The organism is uncultured Microbacterium sp. (assembly GCF_963521695.1).
Classification (GTDB): Bacteria; Actinomycetota; Actinomycetes; order Actinomycetales; family Microbacteriaceae; genus Microbacterium.
The window spans coordinates 1-18,431 of record NZ_CAUQWC010000044.1; the positions used below are offsets into that span (position 1 = coordinate 1).

Annotated in this window: 17 protein-coding genes; 9 read left to right on the forward strand and 8 right to left on the reverse strand. The window is 71.0% G+C overall.

What is annotated here, in order from left to right; translation table 11 throughout:
• Positions 1–65 precede the first annotated feature (65 nt).
• From RWP81_RS05215 to RWP81_RS05255, 9 genes are all read left to right on the forward strand, one after another.
• Positions 66–866, forward strand: coding sequence for a TlyA family RNA methyltransferase (locus tag RWP81_RS05215; protein WP_314453100.1), 801 nt, complete (start codon positions 66–68; stop codon positions 864–866).
• The gene (locus tag RWP81_RS05220) at positions 863–1,783 is read left to right on the forward strand and encodes an NAD kinase (protein WP_314453103.1); all 921 of its coding nucleotides are present in this window, start codon (positions 863–865) and stop codon (positions 1,781–1,783) included. The genes RWP81_RS05215 and RWP81_RS05220 overlap by 4 nt, the downstream gene beginning before the upstream one ends.
• Positions 1,780–3,477, forward strand: coding sequence for a DNA repair protein RecN (gene recN / locus RWP81_RS05225; protein WP_314453104.1), 1,698 nt, complete (start codon positions 1,780–1,782; stop codon positions 3,475–3,477). The genes RWP81_RS05220 and recN overlap by 4 nt, the downstream gene beginning before the upstream one ends.
• A gap of 107 nt (positions 3,478–3,584) precedes the next feature.
• A complete protein-coding gene (locus tag RWP81_RS05230) occupies positions 3,585–5,282 on the forward strand; it encodes a CTP synthase (protein WP_314453144.1) in 1,698 nt (565 codons plus the stop codon).
• 1 nt (position 5,283) lies between these two features.
• The gene (locus tag RWP81_RS05235; RefSeq protein ID WP_314453107.1) at positions 5,284–5,862 is read left to right on the forward strand and encodes an NUDIX hydrolase; all 579 of its coding nucleotides are present in this window, start codon (positions 5,284–5,286) and stop codon (positions 5,860–5,862) included.
• 1 nt (position 5,863) lies between these two features.
• Positions 5,864–6,793: a site-specific tyrosine recombinase XerD gene (gene xerD, locus RWP81_RS05240; RefSeq protein WP_314453110.1), complete on the forward strand. Its 930-nt coding sequence runs from the start codon at positions 5,864–5,866 to the stop codon at positions 6,791–6,793.
• 139 nt (positions 6,794–6,932) lie between these two features.
• Entirely contained in the window at positions 6,933–7,412 is a 480-nt protein-coding gene (locus tag RWP81_RS05245; RefSeq protein ID WP_314453113.1) for a hypothetical protein, read from the forward strand.
• A gap of 7 nt (positions 7,413–7,419) precedes the next feature.
• Positions 7,420–7,911, forward strand: coding sequence for a hypothetical protein (locus RWP81_RS05250; protein ID WP_314453115.1), 492 nt, complete (start codon positions 7,420–7,422; stop codon positions 7,909–7,911).
• A gap of 12 nt (positions 7,912–7,923) precedes the next feature.
• The gene (locus tag RWP81_RS05255) at positions 7,924–9,564 is read left to right on the forward strand and encodes an ABC-F family ATP-binding cassette domain-containing protein (protein ID WP_055960358.1); all 1,641 of its coding nucleotides are present in this window, start codon (positions 7,924–7,926) and stop codon (positions 9,562–9,564) included.
• Positions 9,565–9,813: 249 nt separating this feature from the next.
• On the opposite strand, the gene RWP81_RS05260 is transcribed toward RWP81_RS05255, so the two are convergent.
• The 8 genes from RWP81_RS05260 to RWP81_RS05295 form a co-directional block, all read right to left on the reverse strand.
• Positions 9,814–10,158, reverse strand: coding sequence for a LysR family transcriptional regulator (locus RWP81_RS05260; protein ID WP_314453120.1), 345 nt, complete (start codon positions 10,156–10,158; stop codon positions 9,814–9,816).
• A 222-nt stretch (positions 10,159–10,380) separates the two neighbouring features.
• Positions 10,381–11,931: a GMC family oxidoreductase gene (locus tag RWP81_RS05265; RefSeq protein ID WP_314453123.1), complete on the reverse strand. Its 1,551-nt coding sequence runs from the start codon at positions 11,929–11,931 to the stop codon at positions 10,381–10,383.
• Positions 11,928–13,322, reverse strand: coding sequence for an alpha/beta hydrolase (locus RWP81_RS05270; protein ID WP_314453126.1), 1,395 nt, complete (start codon positions 13,320–13,322; stop codon positions 11,928–11,930). Before RWP81_RS05270 ends, RWP81_RS05265 begins: the two co-directional genes overlap by 4 nt.
• Positions 13,323–13,646: 324 nt before the next feature.
• On the reverse strand, positions 13,647–14,549 hold the full coding sequence (locus RWP81_RS05275) for an SDR family oxidoreductase (protein ID WP_055960347.1): 903 nt from the start codon (positions 14,547–14,549) through the stop codon (positions 13,647–13,649).
• Between the two features lie 9 nt (positions 14,550–14,558).
• Positions 14,559–15,683, reverse strand: a complete 1,125-nt coding sequence (locus RWP81_RS05280; RefSeq protein ID WP_314453131.1) for a glycosyltransferase family 1 protein — start codon at positions 15,681–15,683, stop codon at positions 14,559–14,561.
• Complete coding sequence (locus tag RWP81_RS05285) at positions 15,680–16,780, reverse strand: glycosyltransferase (protein WP_314453134.1); 1,101 nt, start codon at positions 16,778–16,780, stop codon at positions 15,680–15,682. The genes RWP81_RS05280 and RWP81_RS05285 overlap by 4 nt, the downstream gene beginning before the upstream one ends.
• Entirely contained in the window at positions 16,777–17,697 is a 921-nt protein-coding gene (locus RWP81_RS05290) for an NAD-dependent epimerase/dehydratase family protein (RefSeq protein WP_314453137.1), read from the reverse strand. The genes RWP81_RS05285 and RWP81_RS05290 overlap by 4 nt, the downstream gene beginning before the upstream one ends.
• A gap of 343 nt (positions 17,698–18,040) precedes the next feature.
• Positions 18,041–18,431 (reverse strand): hypothetical protein (locus RWP81_RS05295; RefSeq protein WP_314453141.1); only part of this gene is annotated, 391 nt, incomplete at its 5' end.

Below are 18,431 nucleotides of genomic sequence, written 5' to 3' on the forward strand. Positions count from 1 at the left end.
GTGCACGACGAGCTCGCGCGACGACTCGCGTCGGCCCCGGCCGACGCGTCGGTCGCGGCGCGGCCGTGAGCCCGCGCCTCGATGCCGAGCTCGCCGCACGCGGACTCGCGCGCTCGCGTTCGCACGCCACCCAGCTCATCGCGGGGGGCCTCGTCAACGTCGACGGTCGTCCGGTGGTGAAGGCCTCGACGCAGGTCGACGAGTCGAGCGCGATCGAGGTGGCCGGAGCCGACCACTACGTCAGTCGCGGCGCCCACAAGCTGATCGCCGCCCTCGACGCGTTCCCCATCGCCGTCGACGGGCAGATCGCGCTCGACCTCGGTGCGTCCACCGGGGGGTTCACCCAGGTACTGCGCGAGCGCGGAGCGCGTCCGGTCCTCGCCGTCGACGTCGGTCACGGGCAGTTGTCCACCGTCGTGGCATCCGATCCCGACGTCGTATCGGTGGAGGGGTATAACGTGCGGTTCATGACCGCCGACTCCCTCGCCGCCGCGACGGGCATCGAGACGCGCCCGCACGTGGTGACCGGCGACCTGTCGTTCATCTCGCTCACCCACGTGCTTCCCGCCGTGGTCGCCACCGCCGCGCCCGGCGCCGACGTGGTGCTGCTCATCAAGCCGCAGTTCGAGGTGGGCCGCACGGCGGTCAAGGGTGGACTGGTGACCGACCCGGCGCTGCGTTCCGACGCGGTGCACGGCGTGCTCTGGTCCGCATGGGATGCGGGTCTGCCCACAGCCGGTCTGATCGCCTCGCCGATCGTCGGAACGCACGGCAACCAGGAGTACGTCGCGTGGTTCTCGGCCACCCACGGCAGCGACCCCTCAGAATGGGAGAGCACCGTGACCCGACTGACCGGAAGCCGATGACCCCCAGCGATCGCCGAATCCTCCTCGTCGTCCACGCGCGCCGTGACGACACCGTGCATGCGGCCGAGCGCATCATCACCGCGGTCCGTGCGGCGGGTGCGACTCCCGTCGTCTCCGCCGAAGACCGACCCGAACTGGCGGAGCGTCTCACGCTCGAGGGTGTGGCCACTCTCGGCGTCGACGTGGCCATCGACGACGTCGAGCTCGCGATCGTGCTCGGCGGCGACGGGACGATCCTCCGCGCCGCCGAGATGGTGCGCGGCGGAACCGCGCCCATCCTGGGCATCAACATGGGGCACGTCGGCTTCCTCGCCGAGATCGAACGCGACGACATGGACGATGCCGTGCGCCGTGTGATCGCCCGTGACTACACGGTCGAGGAGCGACTGGCCCTCGCCGTGAAGATCCAGGATGCCGACGACCGGGTCATCTACGAGACGTGGGCCCTGAACGAGGCGACCGTCGAGAAGGCGAGCCGTGAGCGCATGCTCGAGGTCGTCATGGCCGTCGACGGGCGGCCCCTGTCGTCGTTCGGGTGCGACGGCGTCGTCATCGCGACGCCCACCGGCTCGACGGCCTACAACTTCTCCGCCGGGGGGCCGATCGTCTGGCCCACGGTCGAGGCCATCGCCGTCGTGCCGCTGTCGGCGCACGCGCTCTTCGCCCGACCGCTCGTGGTCGGCCCCGACGCGAGCGTGGCCGTCGAGGTCCTCGAGCGCACCAGCGGGAGCGGCATCCTGTGGTGCGACGGAAGACGCTCGCACGACCTGCCACCCGGTGCGCGGGTGGTGGTGCGCCGGTCTTCGCGGCCCGTGCTGCTGGCGCGTCTTCACCCCGCCGTCTTTACCGATCGCCTGGTGCGCAAGTTCCGCCTGCCGGTGACGGGTTGGCGCGGCATGCCGGGGGGTGCGGCGTGATCGAAGAGATGCGCCTGCGCGATCTCGGTGTCATCGCTGACGCGACGCTGCCCATCGGTCGAGGATTCACCGCGATCACGGGCGAAACCGGAGCGGGCAAGACCATGGTCGTCACCGGGCTCGGACTGCTGCTCGGCCAGCGAGCCGATTCGGGCGTCGTACGCACGGGTGCGGCCCAGGCCGCGGTCGAGGGCGTCTGGATCGTCCCCGAGGACGGCCCCGTTGCGGCACGGGTGCGCGAGGCGGGAGGCGACGTCGAGCCCGTCGGCGGCGGATCCGCCGAGCTGTACCTGGGGCGCACGGTGTCGAGCGAGGGGCGCGGGCGCGCCACGGTCGGAGGCCGCACCGCTCCCGCCGGCGTGCTCGCCGATCTCGCCGACGACCTCGTCGTCGTGCACGGGCAGTCCGATCAGCTGCGGCTGAAGTCGTCGGCGGCGCAGCGCGATGCGCTCGACCGTTTCGGAGGCGAACCGGTCGCCACCGCACGCGCCGCCTATCGTGCCGCCTGGGACGCCTGGCGGACCCTGGACGCCGAGCTGACAACGCTCACCGCCGACCGCGACGACCGCGCACGCGAGGCCGAGCAGTTGCGGGCGGCCATCGCCGAGATCGAGGCCGCGGCTCCCGTCGCCGGCGAGGACGACGAGCTCGCCCGACGTGCCGAGCGCCTCGCGAACGCCGAAGAACTGCGTCTGGCCGCCGACGCCGCGCACGCCGCCCTGTCGAACGACGACGGCACGCCCGACGTCGTGTCCCTGTTGGCCGAGGCGCGTCGCGCTCTCGAACGCATCGCGGGCAGCGACGCAGCCCTCGCCGTCATCGGCGAACAGGTGGCCGATCTGGGATACCGCGCCACGGACGCCGCCGTCGCGCTGTCGGGATACCTCGCCGACCTCGACGAGTCGGGGCCCCACGAACTCGCCGCGGTCGACGAACGCCGCGGCGTGCTCGCCGGCCTCGCCCGAGCGCACGGGTCGGTGGATGCCGCGATCGCCCTGCTCGCGACCGGATCCGCGCGGCTGGTGGAACTGGACGACGACGGCGACCGTCTCGAGCGTCTGCAGACGCAGCGCGACGCGGCCGCGGCGGAACTCGACGGCGCGGCCGAGGCGCTGACCGCCATCCGTCGATCCGCTGCGGAACGGCTCGGGGCGGCGGTGACCGAGGAACTCCACGCGCTGGCCCTGCCCGACGCGCACCTCACCGTCGACGTAGCACCCGCAGCCGCCGCCGGTCACGGCCGCGACGAGGTGTCGATCCTGCTCGCGCCCCACCCCGGGGCCGATCCGCGACCGGTGTCGCGCGGTGCCTCGGGCGGAGAACTCAGCCGCGTGATGCTGGCCATCGAGGTCGTCATCGCCGGCGTCGACCCCGTGCCGACGTTCGTCTTCGACGAGGTCGATGCGGGCATCGGAGGAGCCGCGGCCATCGAGGTGGGACGCCGTCTCGCGCGTCTCGCGGAATCGTCGCAGGTCATCGCCGTCACGCATCTCGCGCAGGTGGCCGCCTTCGCCGGCAACCACCTGACGGTGGTCAAGGGCAATGACGGTGCGGTCACGGCATCCAGTGTCCGACGCTTGGACGGCGCCGAGCGGGAGGCCGAGATGGCGCGGCTGCTCTCGGGCCTGAGTGATTCGGATGCCGCTCTGACCCACGCGCGGGAGCTGCTGGAGACCGGTCGCGCGGTCGGCTGATCCGGCGATCGACCCGCGATCGTCATGATGCGGTGACGCGGATGTCGGAGGGTGGTGCCAGACTGCGAGACGACTTACCGACGCGACTGATAGGATCGAAGCCCGTGATGCAGACTTCGGACGCGGGACATTCAGACGGCAAAACCTTCACGACGAAGCACATCTTCGTCACCGGAGGAGTGGTCTCCTCACTCGGTAAGGGCCTGACGGCGGCAAGCCTCGGCAACCTTCTGACCGCGCGGGGTCTGCGCGTCGTGATGCAGAAGCTCGACCCGTATCTCAACGTCGATCCGGGCACGATGAACCCGTTCCAACACGGCGAGGTCTTCGTCACCGACGACGGCGCCGAGACCGACCTCGACATCGGACACTACGAACGATTCCTCGACATCGAGTTGAGTCAGGCGGCCAACGTCACCACGGGCCAGATCTATTCGCAGGTCATCGCGCGCGAGCGTCGGGGCGAGTACCTGGGCGACACGGTGCAGGTCATCCCGCACATCACCGACGAGATCAAGCGCCGCATGCGTCTGCAGGCCACCGAGAGTCCTCAGCCCGACGTCATCATCACCGAGATCGGCGGCACGGTCGGCGACATCGAGTCGCAGCCGTTCATCGAGTCGGCGCGCCAGATCCGCCACGAGCTCGGCCGCAAGAACGTCTTCTTCGTGCACGTCTCGCTCGTGCCCTTCATGGGCGCCTCGGGGGAGCAGAAGACGAAGCCGACGCAGCACTCCGTCGCGACGCTGCGCTCTATCGGCATCCAGCCCGACGCGCTCGTGCTGCGCAGCGACCGGCCCGTCACCGAGTCGAACAAGCGAAAGATCGCGCTCATGTGCGACGTCGACGAAGACGCCGTGGTGAACGCGGTCGACGTTCCCAGCATCTACGACATCCCTTCGATGCTGAACGATCAGGGTCTCGACGCCCACATCGTCGACGCGCTCGACCTCGACAAGGCGGCCGACGTCGACTGGTCGCGCTGGCAACGCGTGCTGCAGGCCGTTCACAACCCGAAGCACGAGGTCACCATCGGCTTGGTTGGCAAGTACATCGACCTGCCCGACGCCTACCTCTCGGTGACCGAGGCGATCAAGGCCGGTGGCTTCGGTCAAGAGACCCAGGTGAAGATCACGTGGATCCCCTCAGATCTGTGCGAGACGCCCGAGGGTGCGGCCAAAGCGCTCGGCGCGGTGGACGGCATCATCGTGCCCGGCGGCTTCGGCATCCGGGGCATCGAGGGCAAGCTGGGGGCGCTGCGATTCGCGCGCGAGCAGGGCATCCCCACGCTGGGGATCTGCCTCGGCCTGCAGTGCATGGTCATCGAATACGCCCGGACGGTCGCGGGTCTCGAGGGCGCCTCGTCGAGCGAGTTCGATCCTGACACCGCCCACGCGGTCGTGGCGACCATGGCCGAGCAGGTCGACATCCTCGAGAGCGGCGACCTGGGCGGCACCATGCGTCTCGGGCTGTATCCGGCCGACCTCGCCGAAGGATCTCTCGCCGCCGAGGTCTACGGCGCGAACCGCATCTCGGAGCGCCACCGCCACCGGTACGAAGTGAACAACGCCTACCGCCGGCAGCTCAGCGACGCAGGTCTGGTCTTCTCGGGGCTCAATCCCGACCTCGATCTCGTCGAGTTCGTCGAGCTGCCCCGCGACGTGCACCCGTATTACATCGCCACGCAGGCTCACCCCGAGCTGCGCTCGCGCCCGACGGAGCCGCACCCGCTCTTCCGCGGTCTCGTCGGCGCCGCTCTCGAGCGACACCGCTCGAGCGAGCTGTTCGACGTCGAGGAGGACTGACGTGGAAGAGCTGCGCGACGAGCGCGTCGACCTCGAGGTCGTTGCAAGCGACCTCGTCTACGAGGGTGCGGTGTGGGACGTGCGCAGCGACACCGTGCGCTACGGCGATGGCGAGATGACGCGGCAGTACGTCGATCACCCGGGGGCAGCGGCCGTCGTGGCCGTCGACGACGACGAGCGCGTCGTGCTCATCCAGCAGTACCGCCACCCCATCAAGGAGCGCGACTGGGAGATCCCGGCGGGCCTCCTCGATGTGAAGGGCGAACCGCCGCTCGAGACCGCGAAGCGCGAGCTCACCGAGGAGGTCGACCTCGAGGCCGACCGGTGGCAGCACCTCATCTCGATGCACACCACGCCCGGGGGCAACGACGAGGTCGTGCACGTGTTCCTCGCCAGAGGACTGCGGGCTGTCGAGAGCGACTACGAGCGCGAGCACGAGGAGTCCGATATGCGGGTCGAGCGGGTGCTGCTGGCCGACGTCATCGACGGTGTGCTGGCGGGACGGCTGCGCAACGGCATCCTCGCGACGGGCGTGCTCGCCGCGGCCGAGGTGCTGCGCCGCGAGGCCGCCACCCACTGACGTGGAGCTCGAGCGCGCGGTCGAGACCTACCTCCGGCACGTCGCGCTCGAGCGCGGGCTCTCCGATCACACCGTCGCCGCATATCGCCGCGACCTGGCGGTGTACGGCGAATGGCTGGGTGCGCGGGGCGTGACCGAGGTCGAGGCCGTCACGCCGGGGCTGATCGCCGAATTCGCGGCCGAGCGAGCGTCGGCGGTCCCGGCTCCGGCATCCTCATCTCTGGCACGGCTGCAATCGTCGGTGCGGGGCCTGCATCGCTTCCTCGTGCGCGAGGGCCGTGTCGAAGCCGACCCGAGCGGTCGTCTGCGCCCGCCGAAGGCCCCGCGTCGCCTGCCGAAGGCCCTGACCATCGCCCAGGTCGACGACCTGCTGGATGCCGCGGGCCCTGCGCCCGGGTCGGCCGACGCCTCCGCGGCGGAGCCGTCTGCCGTCCGCGATCGGGCCCTGCTCGAACTGTTGTACGCGACCGGCGCCCGGGTGTCGGAGATCGTCCAGCTCGACGTCGACGACACCGCGCACGGTGATCTGCTGCGGGTGCGGGGCAAGGGTGACAAGGAGCGCATCGTGCCCGTCGGGTCGTACGCCCGCGCGGCCGTGGAGGCCTATTTGACCCGGGTGCGACCGGCCCTCGCCGCGAAGGGGCGGGCGACGCCGCGTCTGTTCCTCGGCGTGCGGGGAGCGCCGCTGTCGCGGCAGAGTGCGTGGCTCGTCATCCAGGCCGCGGCGGAGCGCGCGGGTCTCACCTCGCACGTGTCGCCGCACACGCTCCGGCACTCCTTCGCAACCCACCTGCTGCAGGGTGGCGCCGACGTACGCGTCGTGCAGGAACTGCTCGGGCACGCCTCGGTCGCGACGACGCAGATCTACACGCACGTCACCGTCGAGGCGCTCCGCGACGTCTACGCGACCTCGCACCCGCGGGCGCGGTGAGCGGAAAGACCATGGCCTCCTCCCTCTTGGGGAAGCAAGAGATAGCGGACCCCCGGATAATGGTCGTCATGGGGGAGGGCTCGCGTGTGGACCGTGTCCTGCGGGGTACTCCTCATCGCGACGAAGTGAGAGGGCATCGATGAGCGCATCGCCCACGCCGCGACGGTTGCGGGCCTGGGGCGAGGGCGCTTTGCTCCTCGCATCCTTCATTCCGTGGTCCGTGCTGTGCTGTGTGTGGGCGGTCGTGATGTTCGCCTCGCTCTGGGGATACAGCTCGAAAGGCGAGGAGTGGGCCACCGTCGTGATCGGTCTCGCACTCGCTGGAACCGGCGTCGCCTTCAGCGTCCTCGCCGCGCTCGCGCTGGCTCGCCGGACGCGAATGCCGCGCGGAGGCGCCTGGGTGCTCGTTGCGCTCGTCACGCTTGCCTGGACGGTCGGTGTCTTCGCGCTATGGGGGTCCAGCGTGTATCGCCATCTCCCCGACCTGCCTTGGCCGTTCTCCCTGATGGTGCTGACGGGTTTCACCGTCCCCGTCGCCGTTCTCGGCATCCTGGGTCTCATCGCTGTAGCCGCTCTTCGTCGAATGCAGTATGCAGCGGGAGTCGGGCCGGGCGGTTGAGGGGAGCATGAGCACGCGCACGATCAGTGACGCCGGGGGAGCGTGGTGGCTGTCGCTGCTCTACATCGCAGTGGTGCTGGCGCTCGCGGTGTCCGCAGTCCTCTCGCTCGGAGTGGCCCCTCTGCTATCGGCGAGCGACATATCGTCGGTCGACGTCACGCGGACGCTGGGGGGAGTCGCTGCCGTCGGTGGTGCGCCCGTGTTGACGTGGATCTGTCTGCGTGTCCGCGCGGTTCGGTCGCGCCTGCGTCCAGGAGCGGCCAGCATTGCCGCCAGCGCGACGACGATGCTCGCTGTCGGATGGACCTGCGTCGTGGTGGTGGGGTACCGAGAAAGCGCTGAGGACGTGTGGGGACAACTGCCGGTCTCCCTCGGCATCTGTGCGCCGGCGCTGGTCGTCGCGCTCTGTACGCTGTCGATATCGCGACCCGTTCAGCGCGACCACGACCGACGGGCATCGGCCGCACGCCGAGGCCGCGAGGCGAGCCTCCTGCCCTGAGAGACTAGGGGGATGACCGCCACGCTCGTCGCCCAGAACCTCGCCGGCGGATACGGACACCGCACGCTGTTCGAAGGGGTCGACCTCACGGTCGCGCCGGGCGATGTGATCGGCGTCGTCGGTGCGAACGGTGCGGGCAAATCGACGCTGTTGCGTCTGCTCGCCGGAGTCGACGAAGCGCAGGGCGGAGCGATCAGCCTCGCGCCGTCGGACGCGTTCGTCGGCTGGCTGCCGCAGGAGCACGAGCGCGTCGACGGCGAGACGGTTGCCGCGTACATCGCTCGGCGCACGGGCGCTGCGGAGGCGACGCGCGAGATGGATGCCACCGCGGTGGCGCTCGGCGACCCCGACGCCGTGGGGGCCGACGACGCCTACGCGACGGCCCTCGAGCGGTGGCTCGCGAGCGGCGCCGCCGACCTCGACGAGCGGATGCCGCAGGTGCTCGCCGATCTCGGGCTCGACGTCGGCCCGGACGCGTTCATGACCGGGCTCTCGGGCGGACAGGCCGCTCGCGTGGGTCTGGCGGCGTTGCTGCTGTCGCGCTTCGACATCGCTCTGCTCGACGAGCCGACGAACGACCTCGACCTCGATGGCCTGGAGCGCCTCGAGACGTTCGTGAAGGGCTTGCGGGGTGGGGTCGTGCTCGTCAGCCACGACCGCGAGTTCCTTGCCCGTTCGGTCACGCGCGTGCTCGAGCTCGACCTCGCGCAGAACGCGCACCGCGTCTACGGCGGAGGCTACGACGCCTACCTCGAGGAGCGCGCGACACTGCGCCGGCAGGCGCGCGAGAAGTACGAGGAATTCGCCGAGACCAAGGCCGACCTCGTCTCACGCGCCCGCACGCAGCGGGAATGGTCGAGTCAGGGTGTGCGCAACGCCATGAAGAAGGCGCCCGACAACGACAAGATCCGTCGCAAGGCGTCTGTGGAGTCCAGCGAGAAGCAGGCGCAGAAGGTCCGACAGATGGAGAGCCGCATCGCCCGCCTGGACGAGGTCGACGAACCTCGCAAGGAGTGGCAGTTGGAGTTCACCATCGGTTCGGCTCCGCGGTCGAGCTCGGTGGTGTCGACGTTGTCGGGCGCCGTCTTCCGGCAGGGTGACTTCACCCTCGGACCGGTCTCGCTGCAGGTGAACGCCGGGGAGCGGATCGGCATCACCGGACCGAACGGTGCGGGTAAGTCGACGCTGCTGCGTGGCATCCTGGGCCGCCAGACGCCCGACGAGGGAACCGCGAGCCTGGGCGCGAGCGTCGAGATCGGTGAGATCGATCAGGCCCGGTCGCTGCTGGTGGGGGAGCGACCGCTCGCCGAGACGTTCGAGGGTTTCGTGCCCGAGCTCACCGCTGGCGAGGTGCGGACCCTGCTGGCGAAGTTCGGGCTCAAGGCCGACCACGTCACGCGTCCTGTCGACGCGCTGTCGCCCGGTGAGCGCACGCGCGCGGGACTCGCGCTGCTGCAGGCTCGCGGTGTGAACGTGCTCGTGCTCGACGAGCCGACCAACCACCTCGACCTTCCGGCGATCGAGCAGCTCGAGCAGGCGCTGGAGTCGTACACGGGCACGCTGCTGCTCGTGACGCACGACCGGCGCATGCTCGCGGCCGTGCAGACCGATCGGCGCTGGCGGGTCGAGGCCGGGGTCGTCACCGAGCTGTAGTGGTCGCTGCCGCGTTCGGGAGGTGGGTTCCGCTTCGCCCCCATCGCGCCAGCTGCCCTTCGGCGGGCGGTGCGCGCTCGCCGGATGTCGGCCCCGCGTGGTGCGCTCTCGAGGCATGCCGGGCGGCGCGATGCGCGCCCGCTGCATGCCGGGCGGAAACTCACCGCATAAACGCGATCTGCGCACCTAAACGCGCTGAGAGAGCGTTTCGGCGCGCGGATCGCGTTTATGCGTGGGAGGGGCGCCGGCTCAGCGGCCCTGGCGCTTCTTGTACGGCTTCGGCTGTCCCTTGACGATCGGGGCGCGGCCCTTGCCCTTCGACGCCTTGGCCTTGCCACCCCCGGGTGCCTGCTGTTTCGCGGCGGGCGGCGGGGCATCGGCGATGCGGTGGTGCGCCTCGTCGAGCAGCAGGCGACCCGCGGGCGTGAGCTGCGTCGGCGGGGTGCGCGAGACGAGGGGCTGCCCCACCTCTTCTTCGAGCTTGTCGATCGTCGTGTACAGGGACGCCAGAGGAATGCGGAGCTTCTCGGCCGCGCGGGGGAAGTGCAGCTCCTCGGCGAGGGCCGCGAACCGGACGAGGTGCTCGAGCTTCATGGCATCCATTCTCCCGTGTGCGCAGCGCCGGTGTGGGCGCGGCATGAGCTGATCGGGCGGCGACCACACACGATCGCGACCAGATCACACGCTGGGGAGGTGCGGCGATCTGTGATCTCGCGCGGATCGTGTCATCTCGCGACGCGGTGAGCCGGCGGCCGACCCCGCACACCGGGTCCGCCGCCGGACGGGGCGGTCACGTCGCGAGGCGGTCGCGCCGGGTCAGGCGGCGGAGGCGAGGAAGCGGTCGGCGGTGCGCAGCGACAGCGCCATGATCGTCAGCGCCGGGTTCGCGGCGATGGCGGAGGGGAACACCGAGTTGTCGCAGATCCACAGGTTCGGGATCTCATGCGAGCGCCCGTCCGCATCCACCACACCGTCCGACGGATCGGTCGACATGCGGCACGTGCCGATCGTGTGGGCCGTGCGGGCCAGCACCATCGTCTCGCGAGCACCCGACGCCTCCATCACCCGCAGCATGAACGCCGTCGCGTGACGGTCCATCGCCGTCTCGTTCTCGCCCGCGCTGAAAGTCACCCGGGCACGGGGGATGCCGAACTCGTCGGTCTCGTCGACGAGGGTCAGTCGGTTGTCGTCGGACGGCAGACACTCGCCGTTGATGCCGATGCCGGCCATGAACCGCGACTGGTCGAGCCGCTCCATCAGATCGCGGCCCCACAGCCCCCCGCCGCGCACGAGAGTCGTCGAGAAGGTCAACGGCATGACGCCGAGGCTCTGCACGAGATAGCCGCCGGCGAAGTCGGCGTCGGCCGGACGCATCATATCCTCGCTGATGAGCGACGACGGGTAGCCGCGATGTCCGCGCACCGGCTCGTCGAACCGGCCCCACACCTGCGTCGCACCGTGCGCGAGGAAGTTGCGGCCCACCTGGCCGTTGTCGTTCGCGAGGCCCGTGTGCAGCAGGAGGCGCGGCGTCTCGACCCCGCCACCCGCGAGCACGAGCGACCGGCAGCGCTGTCGCACATCCCGACCGCCCTGGCGGTACACGACCGCGGCGACGTGCCCGCGGGCGTCGAGCTCGATCGCGTGAACCATCGCCTCGGCGCGGATCTCGGCGCCGGCGGCGACCGCCGCGGGAAGGTACGTGTTCGCCGTGGAGGCCTTGGCATCCACCCGGCACCCCTGGTGGCACTCGCCGCAATTCACGCACGCGCCGCGCTCGCCGTGATGATCCTGCAGTCGAGCGCGCGTGAGAACGGCGGCGGGGGCGTCGGCCCAGCGGATGCCGAGGGCGTCGCAGCCCTTCGCGACCAGGTTCGCCGGCGCGTTGCGTTTCGCCGGGGCGTAGGCGTAGGTGCGGGCCGGATCCCACGGGTAGGGGGTCGGGCCCGAGACGCCGATGTCGCCCTCGACGCGCTCGACGTACGACAGCAACTCATCGGGGTCGACGGGCCAATCGCGTCCGACGCCGGATTCGGTGCGCAGGGCCAGGTCGCGTCGGTCGGGACGCGGGGTGAACGCGCCCCAGTGCAGCATCGATCCGCCCACGCCGCGGCCGCTGTTGTTCGGCCCGAACGCGGTGGGGTCGTCGCCCCCGCTCAGGCGCTCCGACATCCAGTTGATCTCGACGGCCTCGGTCTCGTCGGCGGTGAGGTCGTCGAGTGCGAAGTGGCGGCCGGCCTCGATCGCGACGACGCTCAGGCCCTTCCTGGCCAGCTCGGACGTCAGGGGCGCACCTCCCGCGCCCGTCCCGATCACGACGACATCGACCGTCTCGTCCGTGCCGAATGTGCGCATCTGCTCGAGGTTCATGCCGCGTCTCCTGTCGTCACGGTGCCGCCGACACCGGCGGGCTCCCAGTCCTCGCGGCGTCCGAGCCGGAGCTCCACGTACCCGCGCATTGGGCTGCCCCCGGTGGCGAAGCCGTCGTACCCGACGCGCGCCATGCTCGCCGGGTGGGCCAGCCACTGGCGCACGAGGTCGTTGCGGGCGTCTTCGAGCCACGACTTGAGGCGAGCCGTGTCGAGGGGGCCATCCGCATCCGTCGTGCCCTCGATCGCGGCGCGGAGCACCTCTTCGCGGGCTGTGGGGTCGGTCGGCCAGACTCCGGAAAGGGTGTCGAGCCCGGCGCGGTAGGCCTCGGGATCGGGCGGCAGGTCGGCGTTGCGCCACCCATCGCCCTCGCCGCGCGCGAGCTGTGCGTCGACGCGGGCAGCCAGATCGATGGGAGGGCTGTCCTGCGGGACGACGAGGTCGGCGATCTCACGAAGCAGCGTGAGCTGCGCGACGTCGAGCACGGCGGGGGCGTAGCCGCGGTCGTCGGGAACGGCACGGAGATTCAGGATGCCGCGCACGCGGGCATCCACGCGGTCACCCGCGATGAGCGCCGCCCAATCGTCGGGGATGACGGGGCCCGGGAGAACCTCGTCGTCGACGAAGTGCGCGATGGCCTCCGCGGCCTCGGAGGTCCGCTCGAACGGGATCAGGTGACCGGTGTCGTCGAGGGTGACGAAGCGGGCGCGCGGATAGACGGATGCCAGGAGCCCCGGCTGCGCGGACGCGCCGAGGTCGTCGTCGTCGGTGCCGGCCAGGACAAGGGTGGGGAGATCGAGGGTGCCGACATCGGCCGAGGCGTCGACGCGGCTGCCGGTTTCGAGCCACGCCCGCCACGCGGCGGGGGCGGTACGTCCCAGATCCTCGTGGGCGAGGTCGTGTGCCGGGGTATCGAGCGGCTCGGCCGTGTTCTGGTCAATGAACGTCTCGGCATCGGCTCGGGAGATTGCACCGTCGGCCACCCACGAGAGCATGCGCCGGCGGCGCTCCTCGTCCATCGGCTCGGGACGCGGGGGCGAGGGCGCCATCAGCACCATGCCGGCGAGTCCGACCAGCGGCGCGTCGCCGCGAAGGACACGGGATGCCACCAGGGCAGCGATCTTGCCGCCCATGCTGTGTCCGCCGAGGATCCAGCGACCGCGCGCATGCCGGGCGAGATGCGTGATCACGTGGTCGACCGAGCCGTCGAGCGAGGAGTCCGAGGCCGTGGCGAGCGAGCCGAAGCCGGGGAGATCGATGCCCTCCACGCGTACGCGGCCGTCGAGACGTTCGGCGAGGCGGTCGAAGGATCGGGCGCTCGCGCCGAGCGCGTGCAGCAGATAAAGGGTCACGGGCGCCCCGCCCGGGGCGGTGGCGTTCTCGGAGGGCATGTCCTCACGCTCGCTCACCGGCCGAGTCGGCGAGGGTCGGTTGCGGATGGAGCCGTTTTGCGCAAGAGCGTCGTCTGTCGGCGGAAAGGCAGGCCGTCTTCCGGGTCGGGGCGGGGAATCCCGGGGCCGAGGGGGCGGAGCGGGGCGGGCCGAACTCCGGAGGATTCGGGCCTCCCGACCTGGAGTTCACGCCGTGGGGCGTCGGCCGCGTCGATCTTCCGGAGTCGTGCACGTCTGCGCGGGCGGAGCTGCGTGACTCCTTGATGCACCCGAACGCCCCGACCGTGGGGCGGCCGGGGCGCTCGGGCGGTCGGGGTCGTGGGCTTACGGGGTCACCATGCCGCCGTTGACGTTCAGCGTCTCGCCCGAGACGTAGCTGGACTCCGCCGAGGCGAGGAACACGAACGCCGGGGCGATCTCGGCCGGCTGCCCCGCGCGCTGGTAGGTGCTCTCGTCGTCGAAGTGCTCCATCTGGTCGTCGGACACGCCCTGACTCACCTGCAGCGCCGACCAGGTGGGTCCGGGGGCGACGACGTTGACGCGGATGCCGCGCGAGGCGAGCTGCTGGGCGAGCCCCTTCGACAGATTGTTGATGGCGGCCTTGGTGGCGGCGTAGTCGAGCCGGTCGGGGGCGGGAACGTACGCCTCGAGCGACGCGGTGTTGATGATGGTGCCGCCCTCGGGCAGGTACGCGAGCGCCGCCTTCGTGATCCAGAACGGTGCGAAGACGTTGGTGCGGAAGGTCGACTCGAACTGCTCGTCGCTGAGGTCTTCGACCTTCTCGACCATCACCTGCTTTCCGGCGTTGTTCACCACGATGTCGAGGCCCCCGAGCGCTTCGGCCGCACGATCGACCAGCTCGCGGCACGCCGCCGCCTCGGTGATGTCGAGCGCGATGGAGGCGCCCGTGCGTCCGGCATCCCGGATCTGCGCGAGCACGTGATCGGCGTCTCGCTGCTCGTCGGGAAGGTGCACGATCGCCACGTCGGCGCCCTCGCGGGCGAAGGCGATGGCGACCGCTCCGCCGATGCCCGAGTCTCCACCGGTGATGAGGGCCTTGCGCCCGGTCAGGCGGCCGAGGCCGCGGTAGGTCTTCTCGCCGAGGTCGGGGACGGGCGTCATGTCGGCCTGGACCCCGGGCTCGGGCTGGTGCTGCACGGGCGGCTCGACGCGCGCGTAGCGGGTGACGGGGTTGTCGAAAGTGAACTGGTCGCGATCGGAGGTCATGCCCCGACGCTAGGCACCCGGATGCCGCGTGGCCTGGGCCTTGACGCGACCGGTCGTTGCGGCGACGGGGCTCGACCGGCCGCTCAGCACGTCGTCGATCACGCCCGACACGCGCTCCGCCGAGGCACGCCACGAGAAGCGCTCGGCGTTGGCCAGGCCCGCGGCGACGAGGTGTGCGCGCAGGGTCGGATCGTCGACGACGCGCCCCATGGCGTCGGCCAGGTCGGCCTCGTCGTAGGGGTCGACGTACATCGCCGAGGAGGCGAGCACCTCGGGCAGGGATGCCGCGCGCGCGGCGATCACCGGACACCCGCACTGCTGCGCTTCGAGCGGAGGGATGCCGAACCCCTCGTACAACGAGGGGAAGACGAAGGCGATCGCGCCGCGGTAGAGCGCCGTCAGCTCGTTGTCGTCGACGCGACCGAGGAAGCGAACCCGGGCGTGGGAGCCGTCGTAACGCTGCCGCGAGAAGCTGTTCGTCTGGCTGCCGACCACGCGCAGCTCGACGTCGGGGTGCGTCTCGGCGAAGCGCTCGAAAGCCGCCAGCATGCGGGCGAAGTTCTTGTGCGCGTTGGGCGAGGACACCGCGAGCAGATAAGGGCGACCTGTGGCGCCCTCGTCCAGGTTCGCGCCCGGGCGGAAGCGGGCGTCGGCGCCGTTGTGGACCACCGTGAAACGTGCCGGATCGACACCGAAGTGGTCGGCGATCTCGCCGCGAGAGAACTCGCTCACCGTCAGCAGACCGTCGCTGCGGGCGATCAGGCGCGGCACGACGACGCCGTAGACGGTCCGGAAACGGCGACCGAAGCTCTCAGGGTGCCGGATGTAGGTGATGTCGTGATGCGTGGAGATCTGCGGCCGATACCACGTCGGCCCCGTGCTCGCGAGATTCAACAGGAGCTCGCGACGCCGTCGGGCGAACAGCGGCAGATCGAGCTGTTCCCACGCGTGACCGCGGGTACGGCCGACCCGCACGATGCGGGTCGGGTCGAGTCCGGTCGTGTCGACCTCGCCCGGCGGGACGGCGAGGATCACGTCGTCGCGAAGCACGAGAAGCTCGCGCGCGATCTCGGTGGCGAAGCGCTGGATGCCGGTGGTGTGCTGCGTGAGGAAGCGGGCGTTGACGATGGTCATCGTGACGACCGCTCTCGCGGGGCGAGGGCCGCGGCGTAAAGGGCGAGCGAATCCTCGCCGACCCGGTCGTCGGTGAGTGTGCGTCGGGCCCAGTCGAGCGCCGCCGCGGACATCCGCTCGCGGAGTCCGGCGTCGTCGAGGAGAAGGGCGGTCGCGGCGATCAGCGTTTCGTCGGTACGGCGGACGAACCCGGTGATTCCGTCGGCGACCGTGTCGCGATTGCCGACGACGTCGGAGACCACGGCGGGCAAGCCCTGTGCCTGCGCCTGGATGAGCGACAGCGACATGCCCTCCCACAGGGAGGGGAACAGAAGCACGTCGAGCCCGTCGATGTACGCGGCCAGTTCCTGAGGGGAGACCCAGCCGGTCACGCGCACCGGAGCGTCGGCGAACCATTTCGTCTCGTCGTCGGGCGCGCCTGCGCCTATCCAGACGAAGTCGGCGCGGTCCTCGAGCGCCCGGGCGGCGGCGGCGAAGCGCCACGGGGCCTTCTGATAGGTGACGCGGCCCACCATGCCCACCACCGGTCGCCGCATGCGGTCGGGGCGTCGCGGACGCCGCGAGACGGTGTCGGAGGCGACCCCGGTCTGCAGCAGGTGAGCGCGCGGGGGAGCCAGGGCCGACTGCGCCAGGGCGTACTCCGACGGCGACGTGAGGATCAGCGTGGAGTGGCGGGCGAGGCGTCGCTCGACGAGGCGGAGTGCGGCGCGGACGGCGGAGGGCAGGTCGAGACGCAGGAAAGCGAAACCGTGCGGCGAATAGAAGACCGTGGCGGGGTCTCGACGCCCGCGCAGCGCCCGCCGGACGATCGCCCCCGCGAAGCTCGAGTGCGCGTGCACCACGTCGACGTCACCGACGTCGCGCATCGTGCGGTGCAGCGCGCGGAGGTCGCCGAGCCGCGCGCCCGTGGACAGTCGGGTCAGCTCGACGTCCGGGTGGAAGCGCGCGCGCAGCGCCTCGTCGGAGGGGGTCTCGGGGCGCGGGAGGAACAGCACGCGCACCTCTGCGCCGGCCTCGGCCTGACGGCGCGAGATGCTGTCGACGACGCTGAGGACGCCGCTCCCCATCGCTTCGGTCACGTGCAGAACGCGCATCATGCGGTCGTCATCTCCATCCAGGTGCGGGCGATGCCCTCGGTCAGGGACAGGTCGTCGTCGGCGCCGAACTCGTCGACGAAGCGGCTGACGTCGAGAACGACGTGGTCGACGAAGGTGGCGGGTTTGGGGGCCGTGCGCACCGGGAAGTCGCGGCCCACGACATCGCGGACGGTCGCGAGCACCTCCGCCACCGACGTGCCCTGGCCGCTGCCGAGGTTGTACACGCGGTGCCGGGGCTCGGAATCCACCATCCGCAGGATGCGCCGGATCAGATCGTCGACGTGGATGTAGTCGCGGATCATCGACCCGTCGCCCAGTTGCACGATCGGCTCGGCGCGGAGGATGCGGTTGAGGGTGATCGGGATGACGCCCTGCCGCTTCGACGGGTTCGCGTTCGCTCCGTACGGGTTCGAGATGCGGAGCGAGACGGCGGCGAGTCCGGCGGTCGCCGCGTAGTAGTCGATGTACCGCTCGACCGTGAGCTTGCCGATGCCGTACGGGGAGACGGGGGCGGCGGGCGCGTCTTCGACGAACGTCGCGCCGGGCTGAGGGCCGTAGATCGCGCCGCCGCTGGAGGCGTAGAACAGGCGACGGATGCCGGCGCGGGCGCACAACGCGAGCAACTCGACGCTCTGCTGGACGTTCGTACGCAGGTCGATGGTGGGGTCCGCGTCGACGGAGGCCGGCGTGGTGGTGGACAGGAAGTGGAACACGTAGTCCTGGCCGGAGACGGCGGCGGCGAGGTCGGAGACGCTGAGGAAGTCTCCGGGAACGACGGTGAGGTCGGTGGACGAGAAGGCGCGCGTGCCGCGACTGAAGCGATCGAAAGCGGTCACCTCGTGACCGGAGGAGACGAGGGCGTCGGTGAGGCGGGAGCCGAGGAAACCGTTGGCCCCGATGACCAGGCAGCGCGCCATCAGGGGAGACGGCGAGGAGGGGCGGTCGGGGGCATCGGATCCTCTCGGTGGAGGCGACATCGCGGGTGGCGTCGCGGGTCGTCGGTCGGAGGCGCGCGCCGGGTGCCCGCTCGAGACTCCGAGTGCACGACGATGCCGGTCGTCGCGACCCGGAGCGCGCGCAGGCGTGCGGCGACCCCGGGGGTGAAGGACACTGCCGTTCCCACGGGCTCGCACCCCCTCGCCGGGGGAGTCGCCTCCTGGATCGTCGTCGCCGGTCGTCGGCTCGCCGCTTCTGTTCACCATCGGCTTCGCCCTCAAGAGCGAAGTGGTCACCCGGGAGGGAGTCCGGGGAGCGCGGGCTTCAGCGGCGGCGTCGCACCCAGTCGCGGATGCCGCGCCGGAGGCGGATCCATCGCGCTCGCTGCGGGGTCGTGGCGGAGTGGCCCGCGTGGCGGGCGGAGGCCATCGCGACATCGTCGGGTGGCCACACGAACCGCAGGATCAGCCGTGCGCGCATCGGCCAGGACACCCCGCTCATCGCCATCCAGTAGGCGCGGACGTGGTCGGGCTGCTGCCGCCACGCCCAGTCGCGCGGGGTGCCCGCGGCATCCGCTTCGAGGCTGCCGGGGGCGGTCAGGGGCTCGAGCTCGAGACGCAACGCCGGGACGGCGCCGAGTTCACGCGCCCGAGCGACGCTTCCCTCGACACGGGAGAGGAAGGCCCCAGCGGAAGCCGAGGTGGCAGGAGTGCGC